Origin of the sequence: Flagellimonas pacifica (genome assembly GCF_900215465.1) — a bacterium.
Lineage (GTDB): Bacteria > Bacteroidota > Bacteroidia > Flavobacteriales > Flavobacteriaceae > Flagellimonas > Flagellimonas pacifica.
Genome location: NZ_OBEH01000004.1, coordinates 425,236 through 445,682 on the forward strand (window position 1 = coordinate 425,236; position 20,447 = coordinate 445,682).

The 20,447-nt window shown below is 38.9% G+C and carries 17 protein-coding genes and 1 tRNA gene; 3 read left to right on the plus strand and 15 right to left on the minus strand.

Translation table 11 applies throughout. The annotated features are described in order from the left end of the window. Positions 1-5: 5 nt before the first annotated feature. The 5 genes from CRO15_RS14480 to CRO15_RS14500 form a co-directional block, all read right to left on the minus strand. Positions 6-740: a MotA/TolQ/ExbB proton channel family protein gene (locus tag CRO15_RS14480; RefSeq protein ID WP_097046549.1), complete on the minus strand. Its 735-nt coding sequence runs from the start codon at positions 738-740 to the stop codon at positions 6-8. A gap of 78 nt (positions 741-818) precedes the next feature. Beyond that, positions 819-906 (minus strand) — tRNA-Ser (locus tag CRO15_RS14485). 66 nt (positions 907-972) lie between these two features. Beyond that, positions 973-2,004 (minus strand): asparaginase, encoded by a 1,032-nt coding sequence (locus CRO15_RS14490; protein WP_097046550.1) that lies wholly within the window; start codon positions 2,002-2,004, stop codon positions 973-975. 1 nt (position 2,005) lies between these two features. Beyond that, entirely contained in the window at positions 2,006-2,773 is a 768-nt protein-coding gene (locus CRO15_RS14495; RefSeq protein ID WP_097046551.1) for a TatD family hydrolase, read from the minus strand. A 5-nt stretch (positions 2,774-2,778) separates the two neighbouring features. Next, entirely contained in the window at positions 2,779-3,354 is a 576-nt protein-coding gene (locus CRO15_RS14500; protein ID WP_097046552.1) for a hypothetical protein, read from the minus strand. A 52-nt stretch (positions 3,355-3,406) separates the two neighbouring features. Between CRO15_RS14500 and CRO15_RS14505 the strand changes: the two genes are divergently transcribed. After that, entirely contained in the window at positions 3,407-3,850 is a 444-nt protein-coding gene (locus CRO15_RS14505) for a retropepsin-like aspartic protease (RefSeq protein WP_097046553.1), read from the plus strand. Positions 3,851-3,932: 82 nt separating this feature from the next. Here the strand turns inward: CRO15_RS14505 and odhB are convergent, their stop codons facing one another. The 6 genes from odhB to CRO15_RS14535 all read right to left on the minus strand — a co-directional run bounded on the left by odhB (position 3,933) and on the right by CRO15_RS14535 (position 12,026). Further along, positions 3,933-5,156: a 2-oxoglutarate dehydrogenase complex dihydrolipoyllysine-residue succinyltransferase gene (odhB, locus tag CRO15_RS14510; protein ID WP_097046554.1), complete on the minus strand. Its 1,224-nt coding sequence runs from the start codon at positions 5,154-5,156 to the stop codon at positions 3,933-3,935. Between the two features lie 27 nt (positions 5,157-5,183). Beyond that, positions 5,184-7,979: a 2-oxoglutarate dehydrogenase E1 component gene (locus CRO15_RS14515; RefSeq protein ID WP_097046555.1), complete on the minus strand. Its 2,796-nt coding sequence runs from the start codon at positions 7,977-7,979 to the stop codon at positions 5,184-5,186. Between the two features lie 98 nt (positions 7,980-8,077). Further along, entirely contained in the window at positions 8,078-8,410 is a 333-nt protein-coding gene (locus tag CRO15_RS14520) for a hypothetical protein (protein ID WP_243396978.1), read from the minus strand. Between the two features lie 57 nt (positions 8,411-8,467). Continuing rightward, positions 8,468-9,745: a metal-dependent hydrolase family protein gene (locus CRO15_RS14525; protein WP_097046557.1), complete on the minus strand. Its 1,278-nt coding sequence runs from the start codon at positions 9,743-9,745 to the stop codon at positions 8,468-8,470. Positions 9,746-9,870: 125 nt separating this feature from the next. After that, the gene (gene galE / locus CRO15_RS14530) at positions 9,871-10,887 is read right to left on the minus strand and encodes a UDP-glucose 4-epimerase GalE (protein ID WP_097046558.1); all 1,017 of its coding nucleotides are present in this window, start codon (positions 10,885-10,887) and stop codon (positions 9,871-9,873) included. A gap of 2 nt (positions 10,888-10,889) precedes the next feature. Next, the gene (locus CRO15_RS14535) at positions 10,890-12,026 is read right to left on the minus strand and encodes a DegT/DnrJ/EryC1/StrS family aminotransferase (RefSeq protein WP_097046559.1); all 1,137 of its coding nucleotides are present in this window, start codon (positions 12,024-12,026) and stop codon (positions 10,890-10,892) included. Positions 12,027-12,105: 79 nt separating this feature from the next. On the opposite strand from CRO15_RS14535, the gene CRO15_RS14540 reads away from it, so the two are divergent. Further along, positions 12,106-13,350 carry a 3-deoxy-D-manno-octulosonic acid transferase gene (locus tag CRO15_RS14540; protein WP_313788823.1) on the plus strand — a complete coding sequence of 415 codons (1,245 nt, stop codon included), beginning with the start codon at positions 12,106-12,108 and terminating at the stop codon, positions 13,348-13,350. Positions 13,351-13,380: 30 nt separating this feature from the next. Then, positions 13,381-14,772: a sugar porter family MFS transporter gene (locus tag CRO15_RS14545; RefSeq protein WP_097046560.1), complete on the plus strand. Its 1,392-nt coding sequence runs from the start codon at positions 13,381-13,383 to the stop codon at positions 14,770-14,772. A gap of 445 nt (positions 14,773-15,217) precedes the next feature. Here CRO15_RS14545 and CRO15_RS14550 read toward each other — a convergent pair whose 3' ends face one another. The 4 genes from CRO15_RS14550 to CRO15_RS14565 form a co-directional block, all read right to left on the minus strand. Continuing rightward, on the minus strand, positions 15,218-15,529 hold the full coding sequence (locus CRO15_RS14550; protein ID WP_313788825.1) for an HPF/RaiA family ribosome-associated protein: 312 nt from the start codon (positions 15,527-15,529) through the stop codon (positions 15,218-15,220). Positions 15,530-15,621: 92 nt separating this feature from the next. Next, entirely contained in the window at positions 15,622-16,938 is a 1,317-nt protein-coding gene (locus CRO15_RS14555; RefSeq protein WP_097046561.1) for an ATP-dependent 6-phosphofructokinase, read from the minus strand. A 12-nt stretch (positions 16,939-16,950) separates the two neighbouring features. Further along, positions 16,951-18,579: a phosphoenolpyruvate carboxykinase (ATP) gene (gene pckA / locus CRO15_RS14560; protein ID WP_097046562.1), complete on the minus strand. Its 1,629-nt coding sequence runs from the start codon at positions 18,577-18,579 to the stop codon at positions 16,951-16,953. A 16-nt stretch (positions 18,580-18,595) separates the two neighbouring features. Continuing rightward, complete coding sequence (locus CRO15_RS14565) at positions 18,596-20,431, minus strand: SLC13 family permease (RefSeq protein ID WP_097046563.1); 1,836 nt, start codon at positions 20,429-20,431, stop codon at positions 18,596-18,598. Between the last annotated feature and the right edge of the window lie 16 nt (positions 20,432-20,447).

Genomic DNA, 20,447 nt, shown 5'->3' on the forward strand with positions numbered 1-20,447 from the left:
CGTAATTATTTCTTGTGCGCCGCCAACATATCTATTAAAGATATAGAGGAGTCTTCCATGTCATTTACGATACTATCGATTTTTGCAATGATATAGTTGTAGAAAATCTGAAGGATAATTGCAGTAATCAAACCAAATACGGTTGTCAATAACGCCACCTGAATATCTCCAGCAATAAGAGATGCACTCAAGTTACCTACCGCAGCAATTTTCTGGAAGGCCGCAATCATACCGATTACTGTACCCATAAACCCAAGCATAGGAGCAATAGCGATAAATAAAGATAACCAAGAAACGTTTTTCTCCAATTGTCCCATTTGAACACCGCCATAGGCCACAACTGCTTTTTCTGCAGATTCCAATCCTTCACCAGCTCTGTCCAACCCTTGATAGAAAATAGAAGCAACAGGTCCTTTTGTGTTCCTGCACACTTCTTTAGCGGCTTCTACTCCACCAGATGCCAAAGCATCTTCTACTTGTTGTTTAAGCTTAGCAGAGTTTGTACTTGCCAAGTTCAAATAAATAATTCTCTCGATTGCAACCGCCAATCCCAAGATCAAACATAACAATACAATTCCCATGAAGGCAGGCCCCCCTTGAATGAACTGTTCTTTTAACACTTGAGTGAAACCTTTGCTGGCTTCGGCCGCAGCTCCGTCTTGTAAAATAGCTGCTGATGCATTTGTGGTTCCCAAAACAAACATTCCGGCAGCAGCCAGAGTAAAGGATATTTTTTTCATTTCTTTCAAACTTAAATTTAGTTAGTTAATAATGTTAAAGATATAAAAATTTTATAATTGAATAATTAAAATACCTAGCAGAGAGGAAGGGATTCGAACCCTCGATACACTTTTGGTGTATACACACTTTCCAGGCGTGCGCCTTCGACCACTCGGCCACCTCTCTATTGTTCTAGTTAGGCCGCCCAATAAACAAAAAAATAATTAGTTAATGAAATTTGAGGCGTTAATTTTAGTGCATTTCACCGCGAAGCGATGTCTCAAAAATTGTCTTAAAGAGCTCATCGGAAACTTTACTTCCTAACAGATACATTGCTTTGGTTATGGCTGCTTCGGTCGTAATATCCTTTCCATTAATCAATTGCATCTTTTTTAAACGCTCACTAGTCTCATAATGTCCCATGTCAACACTCCCTCCAGAACACTGTGTAACATTTATAATATGTAACCCATTTAAGGTTGCTTTTTTTAACGAGCTTAAAAACCAATTGTCCATTGGCGCATTCCCGGCCCCGTATGTTTCCAAAATCAATGCCTTTAAATTGGGTATTTCCAATACCGACTTCAAGACCGACTCATTTAACCCAGGAAACAATTTTAGCACTGCGATATTGGTGTCCATATTTTTATGGACCTGTAGGAACTTGTTTTTGGTAGATCTTTTGAGAAGGTTAGAATAATGCACATTTAGATGAACTCCGGATTCTACCAAAGGTGGATGGTTCAAGGAGGCAAAGGCTTCAAAATGCTCAGCGTTTATTTTGGTTGTTCTATTGGCCCTGTATAATTTATACTCAAAATACAGCCCCACTTCCCGAACAACCGGTTTCCCTTTTTCTTTAAGCGCTGCAATCTGTATGGAAGTAATCAAATTCTCCTTCGCATCCGTACGTAAATCACCAATGGGAAGTTGTGACCCCGTAAAAATTACGGGCTTAGCTAGGTTCTCCAACATAAAACTCAATGCAGAAGCCGAATAGCTCATAGTATCGCTACCATGCAGTACCACAAACCCATCATATCTATTGTAATTTTCCTCAATCATTGTCGCAATTGTTGCCCAATGCTTTGGATCCATGTTAGATGAGTCAATAGGTTCTTCAAATGAGATACCTTTTAATTTACAATCTAGTTGATTCAGCTCAGGAATATTAGAAATTAGTTCTTTAAAATCAAAAGCTTTAAGCGCTCCTGTTTTATAATCCTTTACCATACCGATTGTGCCTCCGGTATAAATAAGCAATATGTTGGTTTTGTCCTTCATATTATATATCAAAAATATCCTTGGAATTCTTTGTGGTTATTGCAGCTATTTCTTCCATGGATAATCCATAAATCGAAGATAACTTTTCCAATACCTTTATTATATAAGAACTTTCATTCCGTTTTCCCCTGTATGGAACAGGAGCTAAATAAGGTGAATCGGTTTCAAGTACAATATGTTTTAAATCTATTTCATTTAGAAACTGATCTATCTTTCCATTCTTAAAAGTAGCCACTCCTCCAATTCCCAGTTTCATATTATAGGATATAGCCTTATGCGCCTGCTCCAAAGTACCTGTGAAACAATGAAAGATTCCATATAAATCTTCGCTCTTTTCCTTTTCAAGTATTTCAAAAATCTCATCAAATGATTCCCTGCTATGAATTACAATTGGAAGTTTATATTTTTTTGCCAATTGGATTTGATGTACAAATGCCTCCTGTTGCTGCTCTAAAAAAGTCTTATCCCAATAAAGGTCAATACCTATTTCTCCTACGGCATAAAAATTTCTTTCCGAGAGCAATTGCTCCACATGAGCCAATTCCTCTTTATAATTCTCCTTTACATGAGTGGGATGCAGACCCATCATCAAGAAAATATTTTTGGGGTATTTTGATTCCAAATCCAACATAGCATCCGTATAGGTAGAATCTATTGCCGGGATAAAGAAGCGTTCCACTCCAGAGTCCAATGCATTTTGAATCACTTCACCACGATCATCATCAAAAGCTTCACTATATAAATGTGTATGCGTATCTGTAATTATCATTTGTCCTATTGCGCTTCAGTTTTATTGTTTTGATATAGATCCATGGCCTTTAAATAATTTAAAGCACCTTTTTTACTTTGATCAACTAAAAATCCATCCAATTCAGGATTGTTAGCCTTTACCCATGAAACCAAATCTGCCCTATTATCACTCCATTTTTCACCATTAAAAACCTCATAATCCGTTATTGTAATGCTATAAATCTGGTCGTTTTTAAACTTGACCACCTCTCTTGTGACAATCGGCTCCTCATTTAAAAAAAGAATTCGCGTGCATTCTTTGGAAACTTTCATTTCAACATCTTCTCCTTTTTGGGCAATTTCAAGAATCTCATATTTGGGTGCAAAAGTAGAATCCCATTGAAACAGGGAAAGATAATCTTCTTTGGAAAAAGTACTCTTGTAAACCTGTTCGTTTAACCTAACACTATCCAAAAAGGATTGGATTATCATATTATAACTCCCTTCATTGAGAGCTTCGATATAATTTTCAACAATTTGAACTTTATTTATCTTGCTTTTCTTCTCTCGACAAGAAATGACAAGTATTATAACACACAGTAATATGAGAATCTTGTTCATTACACTTATGGTTTAAGCACAAAAATAGGTTTATCTTTAGGAAAAATAGTTAATGAAATCTCTCAAAAAGTTCTTGAAGCACAAAAGCTATATAAGCATTCCTTTGGTATTCACAGAAACCAACCACTTTGAGATATCGGCAAAGATCAACGGGATTTCCGGAAGGTTTATTTTGGACACCGGCGCTTCCAATACTTGTGTTGGGATGGATAAAATTGACTTTTTTAAAATGGTCTCGGAAGTTTCCGAAATAAAAGCTGCCGGAGCCGGAGCTACCGAGATGGAAACCTTGATTTCATCTAAAAACAAAATTCAGATTGGGGAGTGGAAAAAAAACAAGCAAAAAATTGTGCTTTTTGATTTGGTCCATGTCAACCATGCCTTGACCTCTCACAATTCCCTTCCAGTAGACGGTATTATCGGGGCCGATGTCCTAAAAAAAGGAAAGGCTGTAATTGATTATGATAAAAAGCTTTTATTCTTAAGAATAAAATAGCATTTGGTCAGTTCGAGCGCAGTCGAGAACTACAAGTAAAATACTCTAAGGCATCTCGACTGCGCTCGATGTAACAATTGACCTATAATTCCAATGCCTTCTTCACATTACCGTCCATCAACAATTCTTCTGGATTTTCCAATGCTTCTTTTACAGCCACCAAGAATCCTACGGATTCTTTTCCATCAATAATTCTATGATCATAGGAAAGAGCTACATACATTATTGGTGCAATAACTACCTGGCCATCTTTGGCAACGGGCCGCTCCACAATATTGTGCATTCCTAAAATTGCGCTTTGTGGCGGGTTGATAATGGGTGTGGATAACATAGAACCAAAGACACCTCCATTGGTAATGGTAAAGGTACCTCCGGTCATTTCATCCACCGTAATCTCACCTTCCCTAGCTCTAATTGCCAGTCGTTTTACTTCAGCTTCAACTCCCCTAAAAGTCAAATTCTCTGCATTTCTGATTACAGGAACCATCAATCCTTTAGGGCCAGAAACTGCTATACTGATATCACAAAAATCATAGGACAACATTTCCTTGCCATCAATCATGGAGTTTACGGCCGGATACATTTCCAATGCACGAACAACCGCTTTGGTAAAAAACGACATAAAGCCTAAACTCACCCCATGCTTTTCCTTAAAAGTTTCTTTGTATTGTTTACGTAACTCAAAGATTGGAGACATATCCACTTCGTTGAAAGTGGTCAACATGGCCGTTTCATTTTTGGCAGCAACCAAACGCTCCGCTACTTTTCTGCGCAACATGGACAATTTGGAACGGGACTCACCCCTATTTCCACCAGTTGGAGTACCCATGGAAGGGACAGCTTTTACAGCATCATCCTTAGTGATTCGCCCATCTCTTCCGGTTCCAGAGACGGAAGTGGCATCAATACCTTTTTCATCCAAAATCTTTTTGGCCGCAGGGGAAGGAGTTCCAGAAGCATAGGTTTCTTTTTTAACCTCAGCTGGCTTTGCATCTTCTTTTTTAGCAGGCTCTTCTTTGGCTTCTTCCTTCTTTTCCGTTACTGGTGCAGGATCCCCTTCGGGTTTGGCAGCGCTTGTATCTATTAAACAGACTACCTCGCCAACGGCAACGGCATCACCTTCTTCAGCTTTTAGGGTTATAATTCCACTTTCTTCAGCCGGAAGTTCTAAAGTTGCCTTATCTGAATCCACTTCGGCAATTGCTTGGTCTTTCTCTACATAATCGCCATCTTGCACCAACCATTCTGCAATTTCCACTTCGGTTATCGATTCCCCTGGTGAGGGAACTTTCATTTCTAAAACCATTATATTCTAGTTTTACGCTTTTGTAATTTATCTTCTTACCGTGTTGTCTTTTGTCTTATCAAAGACATATTCTATAACTTGGGCATGTCTTCTTTGGGACCGTACGGCACTACCTGCAGCAGGAGCTCCGTAAAATCTTCGAGATGCCACCCTAAATTGTTTTGCCTCATCAAAATGCATCAACAAGTGCCCCCAAGCTCCCATGTTTCTCGGTTCTTCCTGTGCCCAAACAACATCATCGGCGTTTTTATATTTTTTCAGGATGCTTTGTATTTCCTTGGTTGGCAATGGGAATAATTGTTCCAATCGCACCAAGGCCACATCATCCCGTTTCAAGCCTTCTTTTTTATCCAATAGATCATAGTAGAACTTCCCAGTACAGAACACCAATGTTTTTACTTTGGATGCGGAAGCTTCTGCATCATCAATGACCATCTGGAAACTTCCTTTGGCCATTTCTTCTTTTGTGGACAATACTTTAGGGTGTCTCAACAAACTTTTAGGAGTAAAGACCACTAAGGGTTTTCTAAAACCAGCTTTCATTTGCCTACGCAACAAATGGAACATATTCGCAGGAGTAGTCACATCTGCCACATACATATTATCCTTTGCACAAAGTTGCAGGTAACGTTCCATCCGTGCGGAAGAATGCTCTGCTCCCTGACCTTCATATCCATGAGGCAGTAAAAGCACCAGTCCATTTTGAAGCTTCCATTTATCTTCTGCTGAGGATAGGTATTGATCTATAATAATTTGTGCGCCATTGCTAAAGTCACCGAATTGCGCCTCCCAAATTGTCAATGTTTTTGGACTAGCCATGGCATATCCATAGTCAAAGCCCATTACAGCATATTCAGAAAGTAAGGAGTTATAAATGTGGAATTTTCCATTTTGGTTAGCACCTAATTCATTAAGCAAAGTAACCTCCTCTTCGTGCATTTCGGTCTTGATTACGGCGTGTCGGTGCGAGAATGTTCCACGCTCCACATCTTGACCTGTCATTCGCACATCATAACCTTCTTCAATTAAGGAACCATAAGCCAACAATTCTCCCATGGCCCAATCCAATCGGTTATCCTCAAAATACATTTTGTTCCGAGCTCCAACCAATCGCTCCAACTTCCTTAGGAACTTTTTCCCTTCGGGAAGTGCTGTAATGCTTTTTGCAATTGCATCCAGTTTTTTCTGTGGATAGGAAGTTTTTATTTCACCCAACATGGCATCTTCGGTTACTTGACCAAAGCCTTCCCATTCATCTTGCATGAAAGGTGTGATAACTGTCTTTTCCACTTTACGGGAATCCAACAAATTCTCTTCTAAGTTTTTCTTGTATTCCGCTTCCAAGCCTTTCACATAATCCTGATCTATGACACCTTCCGCAATCAATCTTTCTACATAAATATCTCTTGGATTTTTATGTTTAGATATGGATTTGTACAATAAAGGTTGGGTGAACTTGGGCTCATCTCCTTCATTATGCCCATATTTACGGTATCCCAGCAAATCCAAAAAGACATCTCTTTTGTAGCGCATGCGATATTCCAATGCAAAAGTTGCTGCGTGCACTACGGCCTCAGCATCATCTGCATTAACATGAAGTATGGGTGATAAAGTAACCTTTCCCACATCCGTACAGTAGGTGGATGAACGTGCATCTAGATAGTTAGTGGTAAACCCAATTTGGTTATTGACCACTATATGTATGGTTCCACCTGTATGGTATCCATCCAAGCGAGCCATTTGTATAATTTCATAAGCAATTCCCTGTCCTGCAAATGCCGCATCTCCATGTACCAAAATAGGTAGTACTTCTGAAACATTTTCTTGATGGTAACGATCTTGCTTGGCACGAGATATTCCCTCAACAATAGAATTAACAGTCTCCAAGTGCGAAGGGTTTGGGGCAATGTTCATATTGACAACTTTCCCCGAATCAGTTTCCCGTCTCGATGTCCAACCCAAATGGTATTTTACATCCCCATCAAAGATGGTTTCTTCATAATCTTTCCCATCAAACTCGCTGAAAATGTCCTTGGGTGACTTTCCAAAAATATTGGTGAGCACATTCAAACGTCCTCGGTGTGCCATCCCCATCACAAATTGCTTCACTCCAGCATCGGCTGCTTTTTCAATGATAACATCTAAAGCTGGAATCAAAGATTCTCCACCTTCCAAGGAAAAACGCTTTTGCCCTACATACTTGGTGTGCAAAAATCCTTCAAAGGAAACCGCTTCATTCAGTTTTCGGAGGATATTCTTCTTCTCGTCCGGAGTGAAATTTGGACGATTATCATTAACATTCAACCAATTCTGAATCCATTGTATGCGCTCAGGGGTACGGATATACATGTATTCCACCCCAATGGCATCGCAATAAATCCGCTCTAAATGGTCAATTATTTCCTTTAGGGAACTTGGCCCTTTCCCAATAACTTTTCCAGCATCGAATACCGTATCCAAATCCCCTTCTGAGAGTCCAAAATTGGACAAAGCCAAAGTGGGCTCATACTTTCTTCTTTCTCTAACTGGATTAGTTTGGGTGAACAAATGCCCCCGAGTTCGATAGCCATCGATCAACTTAATGACCTGAAATTCTTTTTGAAGGGATTGTGGAACCTCTACTTTTTGCCCATTGGCCAACGCCAAAGTACCATTGGCAGAGGCAATATCGAGCTCATCCAACGAGCTTTCCAAACCAAAATCAAAGCCTTGAAAAAAAGCCCTCCAACTGGGCTCAAGGCTATCGGGGCTTGTTAGGTATTTATCGTACAGCTCCGCAAAAAATGAAGTATGCGCAGCATTTAAAAATGAATATTTATCCATTGACAGTTTTTAGCTAAAACCTATCCAAAAATTTAGTCAAAAATACAACAAATACAATAGTTAGGTCAACAAACTTGGGCATATTTGACAAAATCGACCTAAGAGTTATATTTGTTTTTAAACCAAACCTTCTGCCACTCCCTTTTCAATATTAAAAAACATACTTCCGTAGCCGCATCCACAGCATCCACGGAATGTATTTTCTTCATTTGCTTTTCTGGGATGTCTACCACATACAAAAGGTTTAGATATTCTTGAAATTTCTCCAACAGCAAAAAATAGATTTTCTCACGAAGTACAGCCTTTAGTTGCGTCGGTTCAATTCCTTCAGAAATTTTCAACTCCACATTGGCCAAGGTGAAATCTTTTGTAATCTGTTGCAACAATTTATTATACAGCAATTCCTCTTGTGCCGATTGCAGTATTTCCATGCTCGATTTAAAATTGGGGCCCATTATGATATATACGTCCAATTTCTTGGACAAGACTTACTCCGATTTATAAATTTTTCCTTCCTTCATAACAAAATTTACATTTTCCAGGGTCTCAACATTCTTTAATGGGTTTCCATCAACAGCGACAATATCCGCAATAAAACCCTTTTTTAGTTGCCCCAGCTCATTTTTCATACCCAAGAGTTCTGCATTGGTTATCGTAGCGGAACGCAATGCATCAATCACTGGCATACCCGCTTCATACATATACGTAAATTCTTTTCCATTGTCACCATGGGGTGATACACCAGCATCAGTACCAAAAGCAATGGGCACTCCTTTTTCATATGCTTTTTTGAAGTTCTTTTCACTTACCGGACCAATCTCTTTAGCTTTTTTGGCAACAATAGGGGGTAAAAAGCCTGGAATTTCCGCCATTTGTGCAGCAGCTTTACCTGCAGAGATAGTTGGCACTAGGTAGGTGTTGTGTTTTATCATCAAATCCATGGTAGGCTCTTTCATTAACGTACCATGCTCTATCGTTTTTATACCTGCTTGGATAGCTCTTCGCATACCTTCATCGCCATGGGCATGAGCAGCGGTAAGCATTCCATAATCTTTCGCTGTGTCAACGATAGCCTTGATTTCCTCAACAGTAAATTGAGGATTCTGTCCGTTTTTAGCTACACTCATAACCCCTCCAGTAGCTGTTATTTTAATAACATCGGCCCCGTCTTTATAACGTTGCCTAACGGCTTTTCGAGCATCCTCCGTGGAGTTGACCACACCTTCTTTTGGACCGGGGTCACCCATTAAGGCAATTTTCATTCCATTGGTTGGGTCAGCATGTCCTCCAGTGGTACCAATGGCTTTTCCAGCTGTAAAAATTCGTGGTCCGATTACCACGCCTTTTTCTATAGCTTTACGAAGAGCAATATTTACTCCAGAGCCTCCTAAGTCTCTCACCGTAGTAAAGCCAGCCAATAAAGTTCGTTTTGCATACACTGTGGACTGAAATGCCACATCAGCATCATTTTTAGTAAAACGATCTAAGTAACGAGTAGGACTTGATTCTCCTTCGATATGAACGTGCATATCTATAAATCCAGGAAGAACGGTTTTGGTTTTTAAATCGACTACTTTGTCTTCAGAACCACCGGTTTGATATCCATTTTGAATGGATTTTATGGTTTTTCCAGAAACAACAATGGTTTTTTCTGAAAGTATCTTTCCAGAATTTACATCTACAATATTACCACAATGCAGGTAAGTGTCCTGTGCAAACATAACGCCGCAAATAAGAGACATTATTAATAAAAGGGAGGTTTTCATATTACTTTGAGTTAGCTAATTATGGTTCTAAATGTAAGAATAGATTTTGTGATAGCCATAAAGTAGAAGTGGCAGTGCCAAACAATAAAAAAGCCCATCTTAAAGATGGGCTTTTTTATTGTTTTCTAATTCCGGATTTTCTGCTCCCAATCCCAAGCTGATTTCATGGAATCATCCAAGGTTGATTTTGCTTTCCACCCCAGTACATTGTTTGCCTTTTGCGTATCAGCATAGGCCTGTATAACATCTCCGGCCCTTCGGTCCACTATTTTGTAGTTCAACTTTTCTCCTGATACTTTTTCAAAACTCTGAATCACTTCCAAAACTGAGCTTCCTTTTCCGGTTCCCAAATTGAAAACTTCATAATTGGATTCATTCTTTTGATTGAGTAACCGTTGTAACGCCACAACGTGGGCTTTGGCTACATCCACTACATGAATATAATCACGTATACAGGTCCCGTCTTCCGTTGGGTAATCGTCTCCAAAAACAGATAGTTGTTCTCTTAACCCAACTCCTGTTTGAGTAATAAAAGGCACCAAGTTCTGTGGCACTCCAATGGGCAATTCCCCAATTTCAACCGTAGGATGGGCTCCAACCGGGTTAAAATAACGCAATGCTATTGCAGATAGTTCCGGATTCACATGGCACGTATCCTTAATAATTTCTTCACCTACTTGTTTAGTATTACCATAAGGGGATTCTGCAGGTTTAACAGGTGCATCTTCAGTTATAGGCAGTTTATCTGCCTGACCATAAACTGTACAAGAAGAACTAAATATGAAATTGGCCTTATCCATTTTCGCAAGTTCTTGCAGCATGTACACCAAAACCCCTAGGTTATTTTCATAATACAGTAAAGGATTTTCGACACTCTCACCCACAGCTTTGGAGGCTGCAAAATGAATAACTCCTTGCACATCATTATGTCTTGCAAAGAAATCTTGAACATCAGATTTATCCCTAAGGTCAAATTTCTCAAAAATGGGTTGTTGCCCGGTAATTGCAACAATTCCATCCAGAACATCTTCTGAAGAATTGGAAAGATTATCAATAATCACCACTTCAAAGCCTTCGTTTTGAAGCTCAACAACAGTATGGGAACCTATAAATCCCAGACCTCCTGTCACTAGTATTTTCATTCTTAGTTATTTACAAAGTCAATGACCAAGTTGGTCATAAATTCAATTTGTTCATCATCCAGCTCCGTATGCATAGGAAGTGAAATCACTTCTTTGACCAATTGATTGGTTACAGGAAAATCAGCCTCATTATATCGTTCATCAACATAAGCCTTCTGTAAGTGCAAAGGAATTGGATAATACACTCCACATGGAACGCCATTATCATTTAAATGTTGCACCAAACTGTCTCTTTTTTCGTTCAAAATTCGAAGGGTATACTGATGAAAAACATGACCATCCAGACCTTCAGCTAGTATTTTTGGAACAACAATGTTAGGTTGTCCTTCAAAAGCTTTGGAGTATTTATCTGCTGCCTCTCTTCTTTTTTTGTTGTACTCATCCAATTTGGGAAGTTTTGCCCTTAAGACCGCTGCTTGCATAGAATCCAATCTTGAATTCACCCCAACTACATCATGATGATATCTTTTGTACATACCATGATTCACCATTCCCCTAATGGTATGGGCCAAATCGTCATCATTAGTAAAAATGGCACCACCATCTCCATAACAACCTAAATTTTTGGATGGAAAAAAAGAGGTTGAAGCTACATGCCCAATGGTCCCGGCTTTCTGTTTTTTACCATTTTGAAAGGTATGGGCAGCTCCTATTGCCTGAGCATTATCTTCAATTACATAAAGATTATGCTTTTTGGCCAGTTCCATAATGGCATCCATATTTGCACATTGTCCAAACAAATGTACTGGCACTATGGCTTTGGTTTTGGATGTGATGGCTCTTTCAATTGCATCCGGGTCAATATTGAATGTATCGGGTTCCACATCAACCAAAACTGGGGTTAGGTTTAGCAAGGCTATTACCTCAACAGTAGCAGCAAAGGTAAAATCTGCAGTAATTACCTCATCACCGGGTTTTAACCCAAGGCCCATCATACAAATTTGAAGTGCATCTGTCCCGTTTGCACATGGAATCACATGTTTTACATCCAAGTAGTTTTCAAGTTCTTTTTGAAAAGCATGAACCTGTGGTCCATTTATAAAAGCTGAGGAATCGAGGACTTCTGAAATAGAGGTGTTTACCTGTTCTTTTATCCCCTCGTATTGACCTTTTAGATCAACCATTTGTATTTTCTTCATCCGAAAAATATATGAGTAAACAAAATTAAGAAATAAAGCGGCCGTGACCTATTGTCGAAAGAATGTATTTTAGCGGAAAATGATTCTAGTGCGCGCACTTTATAACATCTTATTGCACTTTTCATGGATAGTGTTACATATAGTAGCACTTTTCAATACAAAAATCAATCTTTTTGTTAAAGGGCGAAAACAGACAATAGCACTTTTAGGTAAAAATCCAGCAGCAGGTAAAAAAGTTATTTGGATGCATGTTGCCTCTTTGGGAGAATACGAACAAGGGCTTCCCATTTTGGAAAAACTTCGAACAAATTACCCATCGCACAAAATCATTCTCACTTTCTTTTCACCTTCCGGTTACGAGGTAAAAAAAGATACACCGTATGCAGATATGGTGCTTTACTTACCCATGGATACCAAATACAATGCAAAAAGCTTTTTGGAATACGTGAATCCTGAAATGGCAATTTTTGTGAAGTATGAAATCTGGCCCAATTATCTTCATGAATTAAAACGAAGAAACATTCCAACCCTTTTAGTATCGGCCATTTTTTCTCAAAGACAGGTTTTCTTTAAATGGTATGGGCGCTTTATGCGAAATAGCCTCAAAACCTTTTCCCATTTCTTTGTCCAAAATGAAAACTCAAAAGAATTGCTCACATCTATTGGATTCAACAACACCACAATTAGTGGGGACACTCGTTTTGATAGGGTTTCCAAAATAATGGCACAGGATAACCAATTGGATTTTATGAGTCATTTTAAAAACAATACTTTCTGTGTGGTAGCGGGTAGCACATGGCCAGAAGACGAGGAGGTATTGATAGATTACATTAACTCTTCTGAAACTTCTCTAAAATTTGTTATTGCACCTCACAATATAAAACAACCTCATATTGATACGCTAAAAAATAAGGTGACTAAAAAGTCCATTTGCTATTCCGGAATTTCAGATAAAAACTTATGCGATTTTGATGTAATCATCATAGATACCATTGGACTTTTAACCAAGATTTATAGTTATGCAGATGTTGCCTATGTTGGCGGAGGATTTGCCACCGGACTTCACAACACTTTAGAACCGGCCACTTTTGGGATTCCAGTAATCATTGGACCAAAGTTCAAAAAGTTTAAGGAAGCGGAGGATTTAGTGAATAAAAAAGGAATCCAGGTGGTTACAAATCAATTTGACTTTGAAAATTTGATGAACCAATTTGTTGTTGATTCTGATTTCAGAAAAAAAACAGGCTTAATCAATTCAACCTATGTGACTGAAAATAAAGGGGCCACTGGATTGATTTTCGACCATATCAAAACTTTTCTCTAACTTTTGTCCGCTTTAGACAAACCACCCATCATGAAAAATCAGGTTTTCAGAATTTCCCTCACAGCCGCCTTGGCAGGTTTTTTATTTGGGTTTGATACTGTGGTAATAAGTGGAGCCAATCAACCTATTAAGGAAATTTGGGATACCAACTGGTTTTTGGGAGATTCAATTTTTACCTTTCACGGCATCTTTATCATGTCAATGGCATTATGGGGCACTGTTTTAGGTTCTCTTTTTGGAGGTATTCCTTGTGATCGATTAGGAAGAAAGAAAACATTATTATGGATAGGCATTCTCTACTTTATTTCTGCCATGGGGTCAGCTTTGGCTGCCGAACCTTATAGTTTTTCCTTTTTTAGATTTATAGGAGGAATTGGTGTTGGAGCCTCATCTGTAGCGGCTCCTGTATATATTTCGGAAATATCCTCGGCCAACAATAGAGGCAGGTTAACCGCTATGTACCAATTCAATATTGTTTTTGGAATCTTAGTGGCATTTATCTCCAATTATCTTATTGGTGTTCTCTTCGAAGAGAATATAGCCTGGAGATGGATGCTGGGCATTGAAGGGCTACCGGCATTAATATATACTTTGATGGTATTTAGAATTCCCAACAGCCCTAGATGGTTATTGATGAAAAACCGCGAAGAGTTCATCATTCATAAATCTCTGATGTTATTGGGAATTAAAAGTGAAGAAGCTTCCGCGCGCCTATCTAAAATAAAGGCGTCTTTGCAAGAAACCACAAAAGAAAAAAAAGAAAAGCTGTTCTCCGGGAAATACAGAAAAGTACTTTTACTAGCATTTTTCATAGCATTTTTCAATCAGTTGTCAGGAATTAACTTTGTATTGTACTATGCTCCTGAAATTCTGGAACGAGCTGGTTTGGCTTCAGGCGAATCTCTTTTTAGTTCTATTTCAATAGGAATTGTCAACCTGCTTTTTACATTTACAGGCATTGCGTTAATTGATAAACTGGGCCGCAAACAATTGATGTATATTGGCTCAATTGGATATATTATAAGTCTGGCCATGGTAGGTTGGTGCTTTTATTCAGGAGCCAGTTCCATACTATTGTTGATATTCATTTTAGTGTTCATTGCCTCACATGCTGTGGGTCAAGGCGCGGTAATCTGGGTCTTTATTTCCGAAATATTCCCCAATAAGATAAGGTCTTATGGACAATCTTGGGGAACAGGCACACATTGGGTGTTTGCAGCTTTAATAACACTAATTACACCCACCTTTTTGGATGCGGAAATTGGGATTTTCAAGGAAAACCCTTGGCCCATATTTTTATTTTTTGCATTTATGATGGTACTCCAGTTATTATGGGTCCTATTTATGATGCCTGAAACCAAAGGAGTGAGTCTGGAAGAATTGGCCAAAAGACTGATCAAAAAAGATTCCGCATCTGATTAAACTGATACAGGACATACCCAAAAGTGTTCATTTAATCGAATAACGGACAATGATTTATTATCAATAATTGAATAATTCCGTACATTGAAGGAAATTACACTATTATGAGCAATGAAGTTTCTTTTGGCAACAAAATGCTTGTTGGCTTTTTACGATTGATGGTATTTGTCCTAGTCTTAATTTTGGTGGCCATCCCAGTCTGTATCCTGTTGGATTTTATTGGTATTTTATAGAAAGTATATCAACAATTCCTTAGAGTGGGGTTCACTTTTTGCTTAGAACAATAAGAACAAAAGGCAACCCATTCTCACACCACTAAACCTGCGATTCTGGATTACCTTTCAACATAAGTACGCCTAATACTACGTTGCTTTGTTTGATTATTGCAAACAGAACTTCCTAAAATTTAGTTCTGAATTATTCGCTTTTAAATCACCTTATCTTTTCAGTGAGTTGCAAACATACCCTGTCTTTTTTCCAATTGTTTTTTAAGTTCATCTACCGTTTCCGACATAGATTTTTCAAAATCGTTGGTCTTGGCTTTAGCAAAAAGTCGGGGACCCGGGGCACTCAATTCAATCTCACAGATTTTATCTTCCCCAGCTCTATCATTTTCAATTTTAAAAATCACATTGGCCTTGATCAACCAACTGTATTTCTTTCCCACCCTATCCAGTTTCTTCATTAGAAGCTCGCTCAAGGTTTCACTAGCTTTCATTTTTTGATATTGTATGTTTACTACCATGACATTTTGCATTAATATTTACACCAAATTACTCTCTTGGGCATGGGAATAAAATGACATTTGTCAGTGTTTTAAAACAACTATTTGGAAATAGAAAGACCAGATCATTTAAGAGAAAAGGGTTGGCCCGAGCTTTGTAAAACAGAAAACCAAAATTCACTTTCGAGGTCTATTTTTTTTCGTTTTTTGGTTACCTCAGAAATAGGAATATACACATACCTATTATTAACCTTGCTCACCACAAATCTTGTTTTACCTGCCATTGCCCCATGTACTGCATGATAAGCTAACCTCCCACAATAAACACTGTCACTAGAATTTGCCGGAGCGCTTCTAACAATATAACTGGGATCTATATATTTTATAGTGACGGGGATATCCGTAAAATACTCCTCTATTTTCTCCTTTAGAAAAACCCCAATATCTGCATGCTTAACATTTCCAGATGCATCTTTGACCACATCTGTTTGTTGGAGCAAATGTTGTCCTGCACCTTCTGCCACAACAATAACGGCATGTTTTTTACTTTGAAGTCTTTTTCTTAAAGCTTCCAAAAAACCATTTTCACCTTCCAATGCAAAATCCATTTCCGGAACCAACACAAAGTTTACCACTGGCATAGCCAATGATGCAGAAGCTGCAATAAATCCACTATCCCTTCCCATCAATTTCACTATGGAAATTCCATTATAAGCTCCTGTTGCTTCATTGTGGGCATCTCTTAAAATAGGACTGGCCACATCAAATGCAGTTTCAAAACCAAAGGATTTATCAATAAGATCAATATCATTATCTATAGTCTTTGGTATACCTACCACACTTATATTCGCATCTCTTTTTTTGATTTCCTCTCCTATGGCATCCACACCTTTTAAGGTGCCATCTCCTCCTATCGCAAAAAGTATGTTCACCTCATTTTTAACCAGAGTATCCACCATGGTTGAAACACTTTGTCCACCTCTGGACGAACCCAAAAAGGTTCCTCCAAATTGATGAATATCTCTTACCTTATCTGGATTCAACTCAATCAATTCATGTCCAAATTCGGGATTTAGGCCTTCATAGCCATATGGAACCCCCAATGTTCGTTTTATACCATAGAAATAATGGAGTGCCATGACCACGCCCCTGATAACATTATTAATACCAGGGCAAAGACCTCCGCAAGTAACAATTGCGGCGGTAGTTTTTGGTGGTTCAAAAAATATATTCTGCCTGGGGCCAGCTTTTTCAAGACACAAAGGGGCCTCTTGATTAGCAATACATTTTTGATAATGCTCAAAAGAAAGGTCAAAAACCAACCTATCATTCTCACTTATGAAGTTAAAAATACTATCTCCCCTAACAGTACTTAACTGTAGGGGAGATTTAAATTTGGGTTTTCCCAAAGTATCAATATCAAATGTTGCCGTATTGTTCACTATAGTCTTAGATTAAAAATGCCCCTCCAAACCATGGTGAGAATCAATCAATGGCCCTCCACTTAGTATTTCTTCGGATGCTTCACTAGCAAACTTATCAAAATTTATATGGAATGAGTGCGCCAATTGAATTGCTTTGCTCACATATGCTCCTTTTTGTAACCATGTGTTCATAGGATCCAATATTTCCGTAGGCACTCCCGGACAATACTTTGGCATATGCAATCCAAAAATTGGATGCACTTCCAATTCTACATCTTCCAATTTCCCTTCTAAAATTGCAGAAATCATAGCTCGAGTGTATTTTAGTTTGATTCTTGAACCAACACCATAAGGGCCACCACTCCATCCAGTATTAATCAACCAAACGTTTACACCTGCTTCGGTCATCTTATCACTCAACATTTCAGCATACACCGTTGGATGTAACGGCATGAAGGGTTCTCCAAAACATGCAGAGAACGAAGGTACAGGCTCGTTAATTCCGGCTTCCGTACCAGCTACTTTTGCCGTATATCCTGAAATAAAATGGTACGCAGCTTGACCAGGGGTCAATTTAGATACTGGAGGCAACACACCAAAGGCATCACACGTCAAGAAAAAGATATTCTTTGGGTTTGCAGCATAAGAAGGTTCCTGAATATTATCAATGTGGTAAATAGGATAACTTACCCTAGTGTTCTGGGTAATGGTACTATCAAAATAATCCACTTCTTTTGTTCCTTCCTTAAACGTTATATTTTCCAACAATGCTCCAGGACGGATAGCACGATAAATATCCGGTTCTTTTTCTTCTGTAAGATCAATAACCTTTGCATAACAACCTCCTTCAAAATTGAAGATGGTGTTTTCTTTGGTCCATCCATGTTCATCATCTCCAATTAGCTTACGATTGGGATCAGCAGACAATGTTGTTTTTCCAGTTCCAGAAAGTCCAAAGAAAATTGCTGTATCCCCATCTTCTCCAACATTGGCAGAACAGTGCATGGGCAACACATTTTTATCTACTGGCAAAATAAGGTTCAAGGCAGAGAAAATACCTTTCTTCATTTCTCCGGTATAGGCAGAACCGCCTACCAAAGCAACCTTTTTGGTAAAGTTGAGGATGGAAAAATTACCGGCAATAATCCCAAATTCAGATGGGTTTGGAGCTTCATAACCTGGAGCACATAATACCAACCATTCTTCTTCAAAATCCTTCAATTCATCCTCATTTAATCTCAAGAACATATTCTTGATGAAATAATTGGACCAAGGATATTCGGTAATGGTTCTCACATTCATTCTATAACTAGGGTCGGCACAAACCGCGCCATCTCTAACAAATACTTCTTTTCCATTCAAATAGTTTACCACTTCGGCTTGTAGCTTATCAAAATTCTTTGGAGAAATGGGCTTGTTTATTCTGCCCCACCAAACTTTGTCCTTGGTGTACTCATCCTTCACCAAAAATCGGTCTTTTGGAGAACGGCCAGTGAACCTTCCGGTTTTTACACTCAAAGTCCCATTTTCAGTTTCTTCACCCATACCTTTCTCAATGGTAATCCTTTGTAAATCTTCAGCACTTAGGTTCCAATGTGCTGTAACATCTTTTAGACCATATTTGTCCAAATCTCTCGTTTTTTCCATAATTCCGTTCATAACTGTTGTTTTAAGGTTAAAAGCTCCATATTAATGGAACGACTAATAATGTGGCCACAAAGAACAGGAGCAATAATGGGCCTCCCACCTTTATGTAATCTGTAAACTTATATCCGCCTGAAGACAAGACCATAGCATTGGTTGTTGTCCCTACCGGGGTTAAAAAAGCAGTTGATGCACTAATTGCAACGGCTATCATAAATGGTTTGGGGGATACTCCTAAAGTTGTCGAAGCCATAATGGCAATGGGTGCCATAAGAACTGCGGTAGCCGAATTGTTGATTGCTTGACTAAATGTTGTTGTCAATAAAAATATTCCTGCCAAAAGCATAGTGGGGCTTATACTCCCAAGTGTTTCCACCATACTGTTGGCTGCCATTTGGGCCACTCCTGTTTTTTGTAAGGCCAATCCCATGGGAATCATAGCTGCAATCATAATTACACTTGTCCAACTAATACCTTTATAGGCTTTTGTAATAGGCACACACCTGGTCAACATCATTATGCCTGCGCAGATAAGTGCCGCTATGGCTCCTGGCAATATTTTAAACACTAACATCAAAATCATTAAGACCAAAGTGGCGAGTGCTATGTAACTTTTTGGGGTCAACACATCCACATTTTTTGAAAGTGCTTCGGGACTACCTGAAATCACCAAATTTTCATATACTGATTTCAAAGCGTCAATATTTTCCCATTGCCCCCGAATTATAAATGCATCTCCGGCTGCAATCTTAATCTTCCCGGTTAATGGCATATTATTTCTTGACGCTGCCAACAGCTGCACTCCGGTTTGTTTTAGGTAATGCCCTAACGGTACTGTCTTACCTACAAAAACCGACTTTGGGGTAATAATCATCTCCGCCATACCTACTTCCTGATTGATAAACTCATGTTTGAGTGTATCTTTTTCAGGTTTTAAGGGAATTACACCTAAGTGAAACTTCAATATGAATTTATCCACATCCTCAACTTCCCCTTTAATTGTAATGATATCATGATAGCGCATTTCAGTTTCTGAATCGGGTAATTCCACAAATTGATGAATTCCCTGTAGTGGATTAGGATGTCTTCTTTTGAGCCTCATCAAGGAAACATTGTAGGCCCCTTCAAAATCCCACTCCCCCACTTTGGTATTGATGAGCGGCGACATTGACCTTATACGCAGGCGATATAAATTATCACCAATACTGTAGTTTTCTATCCACTTGTGCATTTCTTGGTCAATAGCCATAGGTTTATTTTTTGTTCTATGGTTTGGAAGCAACCTAAACCCAACATACCTGAAGTATAGAATGGATATCAATAGCAAGGGCAGCCCTATAAGGGCAAATTCAAAAAAGGAAAATCCCTCAAAACCGTTTTCTACCAATGCATTACTGGCAATAATGTTTGGAGGTGTTCCCGTAAGGGTTAGCAATCCCCCAGTATTGGACCCAAATGCAACCGGCATTAATAATTTGGATGGCAATGTCCCTGCGTTCCAAGCTGCTGTGACAGTCACCGGTAATAAAGCAGCCACGGTTCCAGTATTGCTCACAAAACCCGAAAGCAAACTAGAGCCCAAGGTTACTATAACCAATAACTTGGGAACACTATTTTTTGCCCATTGCACAAAACATCTGCCCGCAACAGCCGTCCAGCCTGTTCTGGAAAGCCCTTCACCTATAATAAACAGGGCAGCAATCATTATAACCGTGGTATTGCTAAACCCTGACAAGGTCTCCGTGATATCCAAAATTCCCGAAAGATAAAGGGACAGCATGGACATAAGCGCAACAACATCAGGTGGAAACTTTCCCCAGACAAATAGAATGATGGTAATACAGAGTATTACAAGTAATGTAATCATAGTTCTTGTGTTGGCT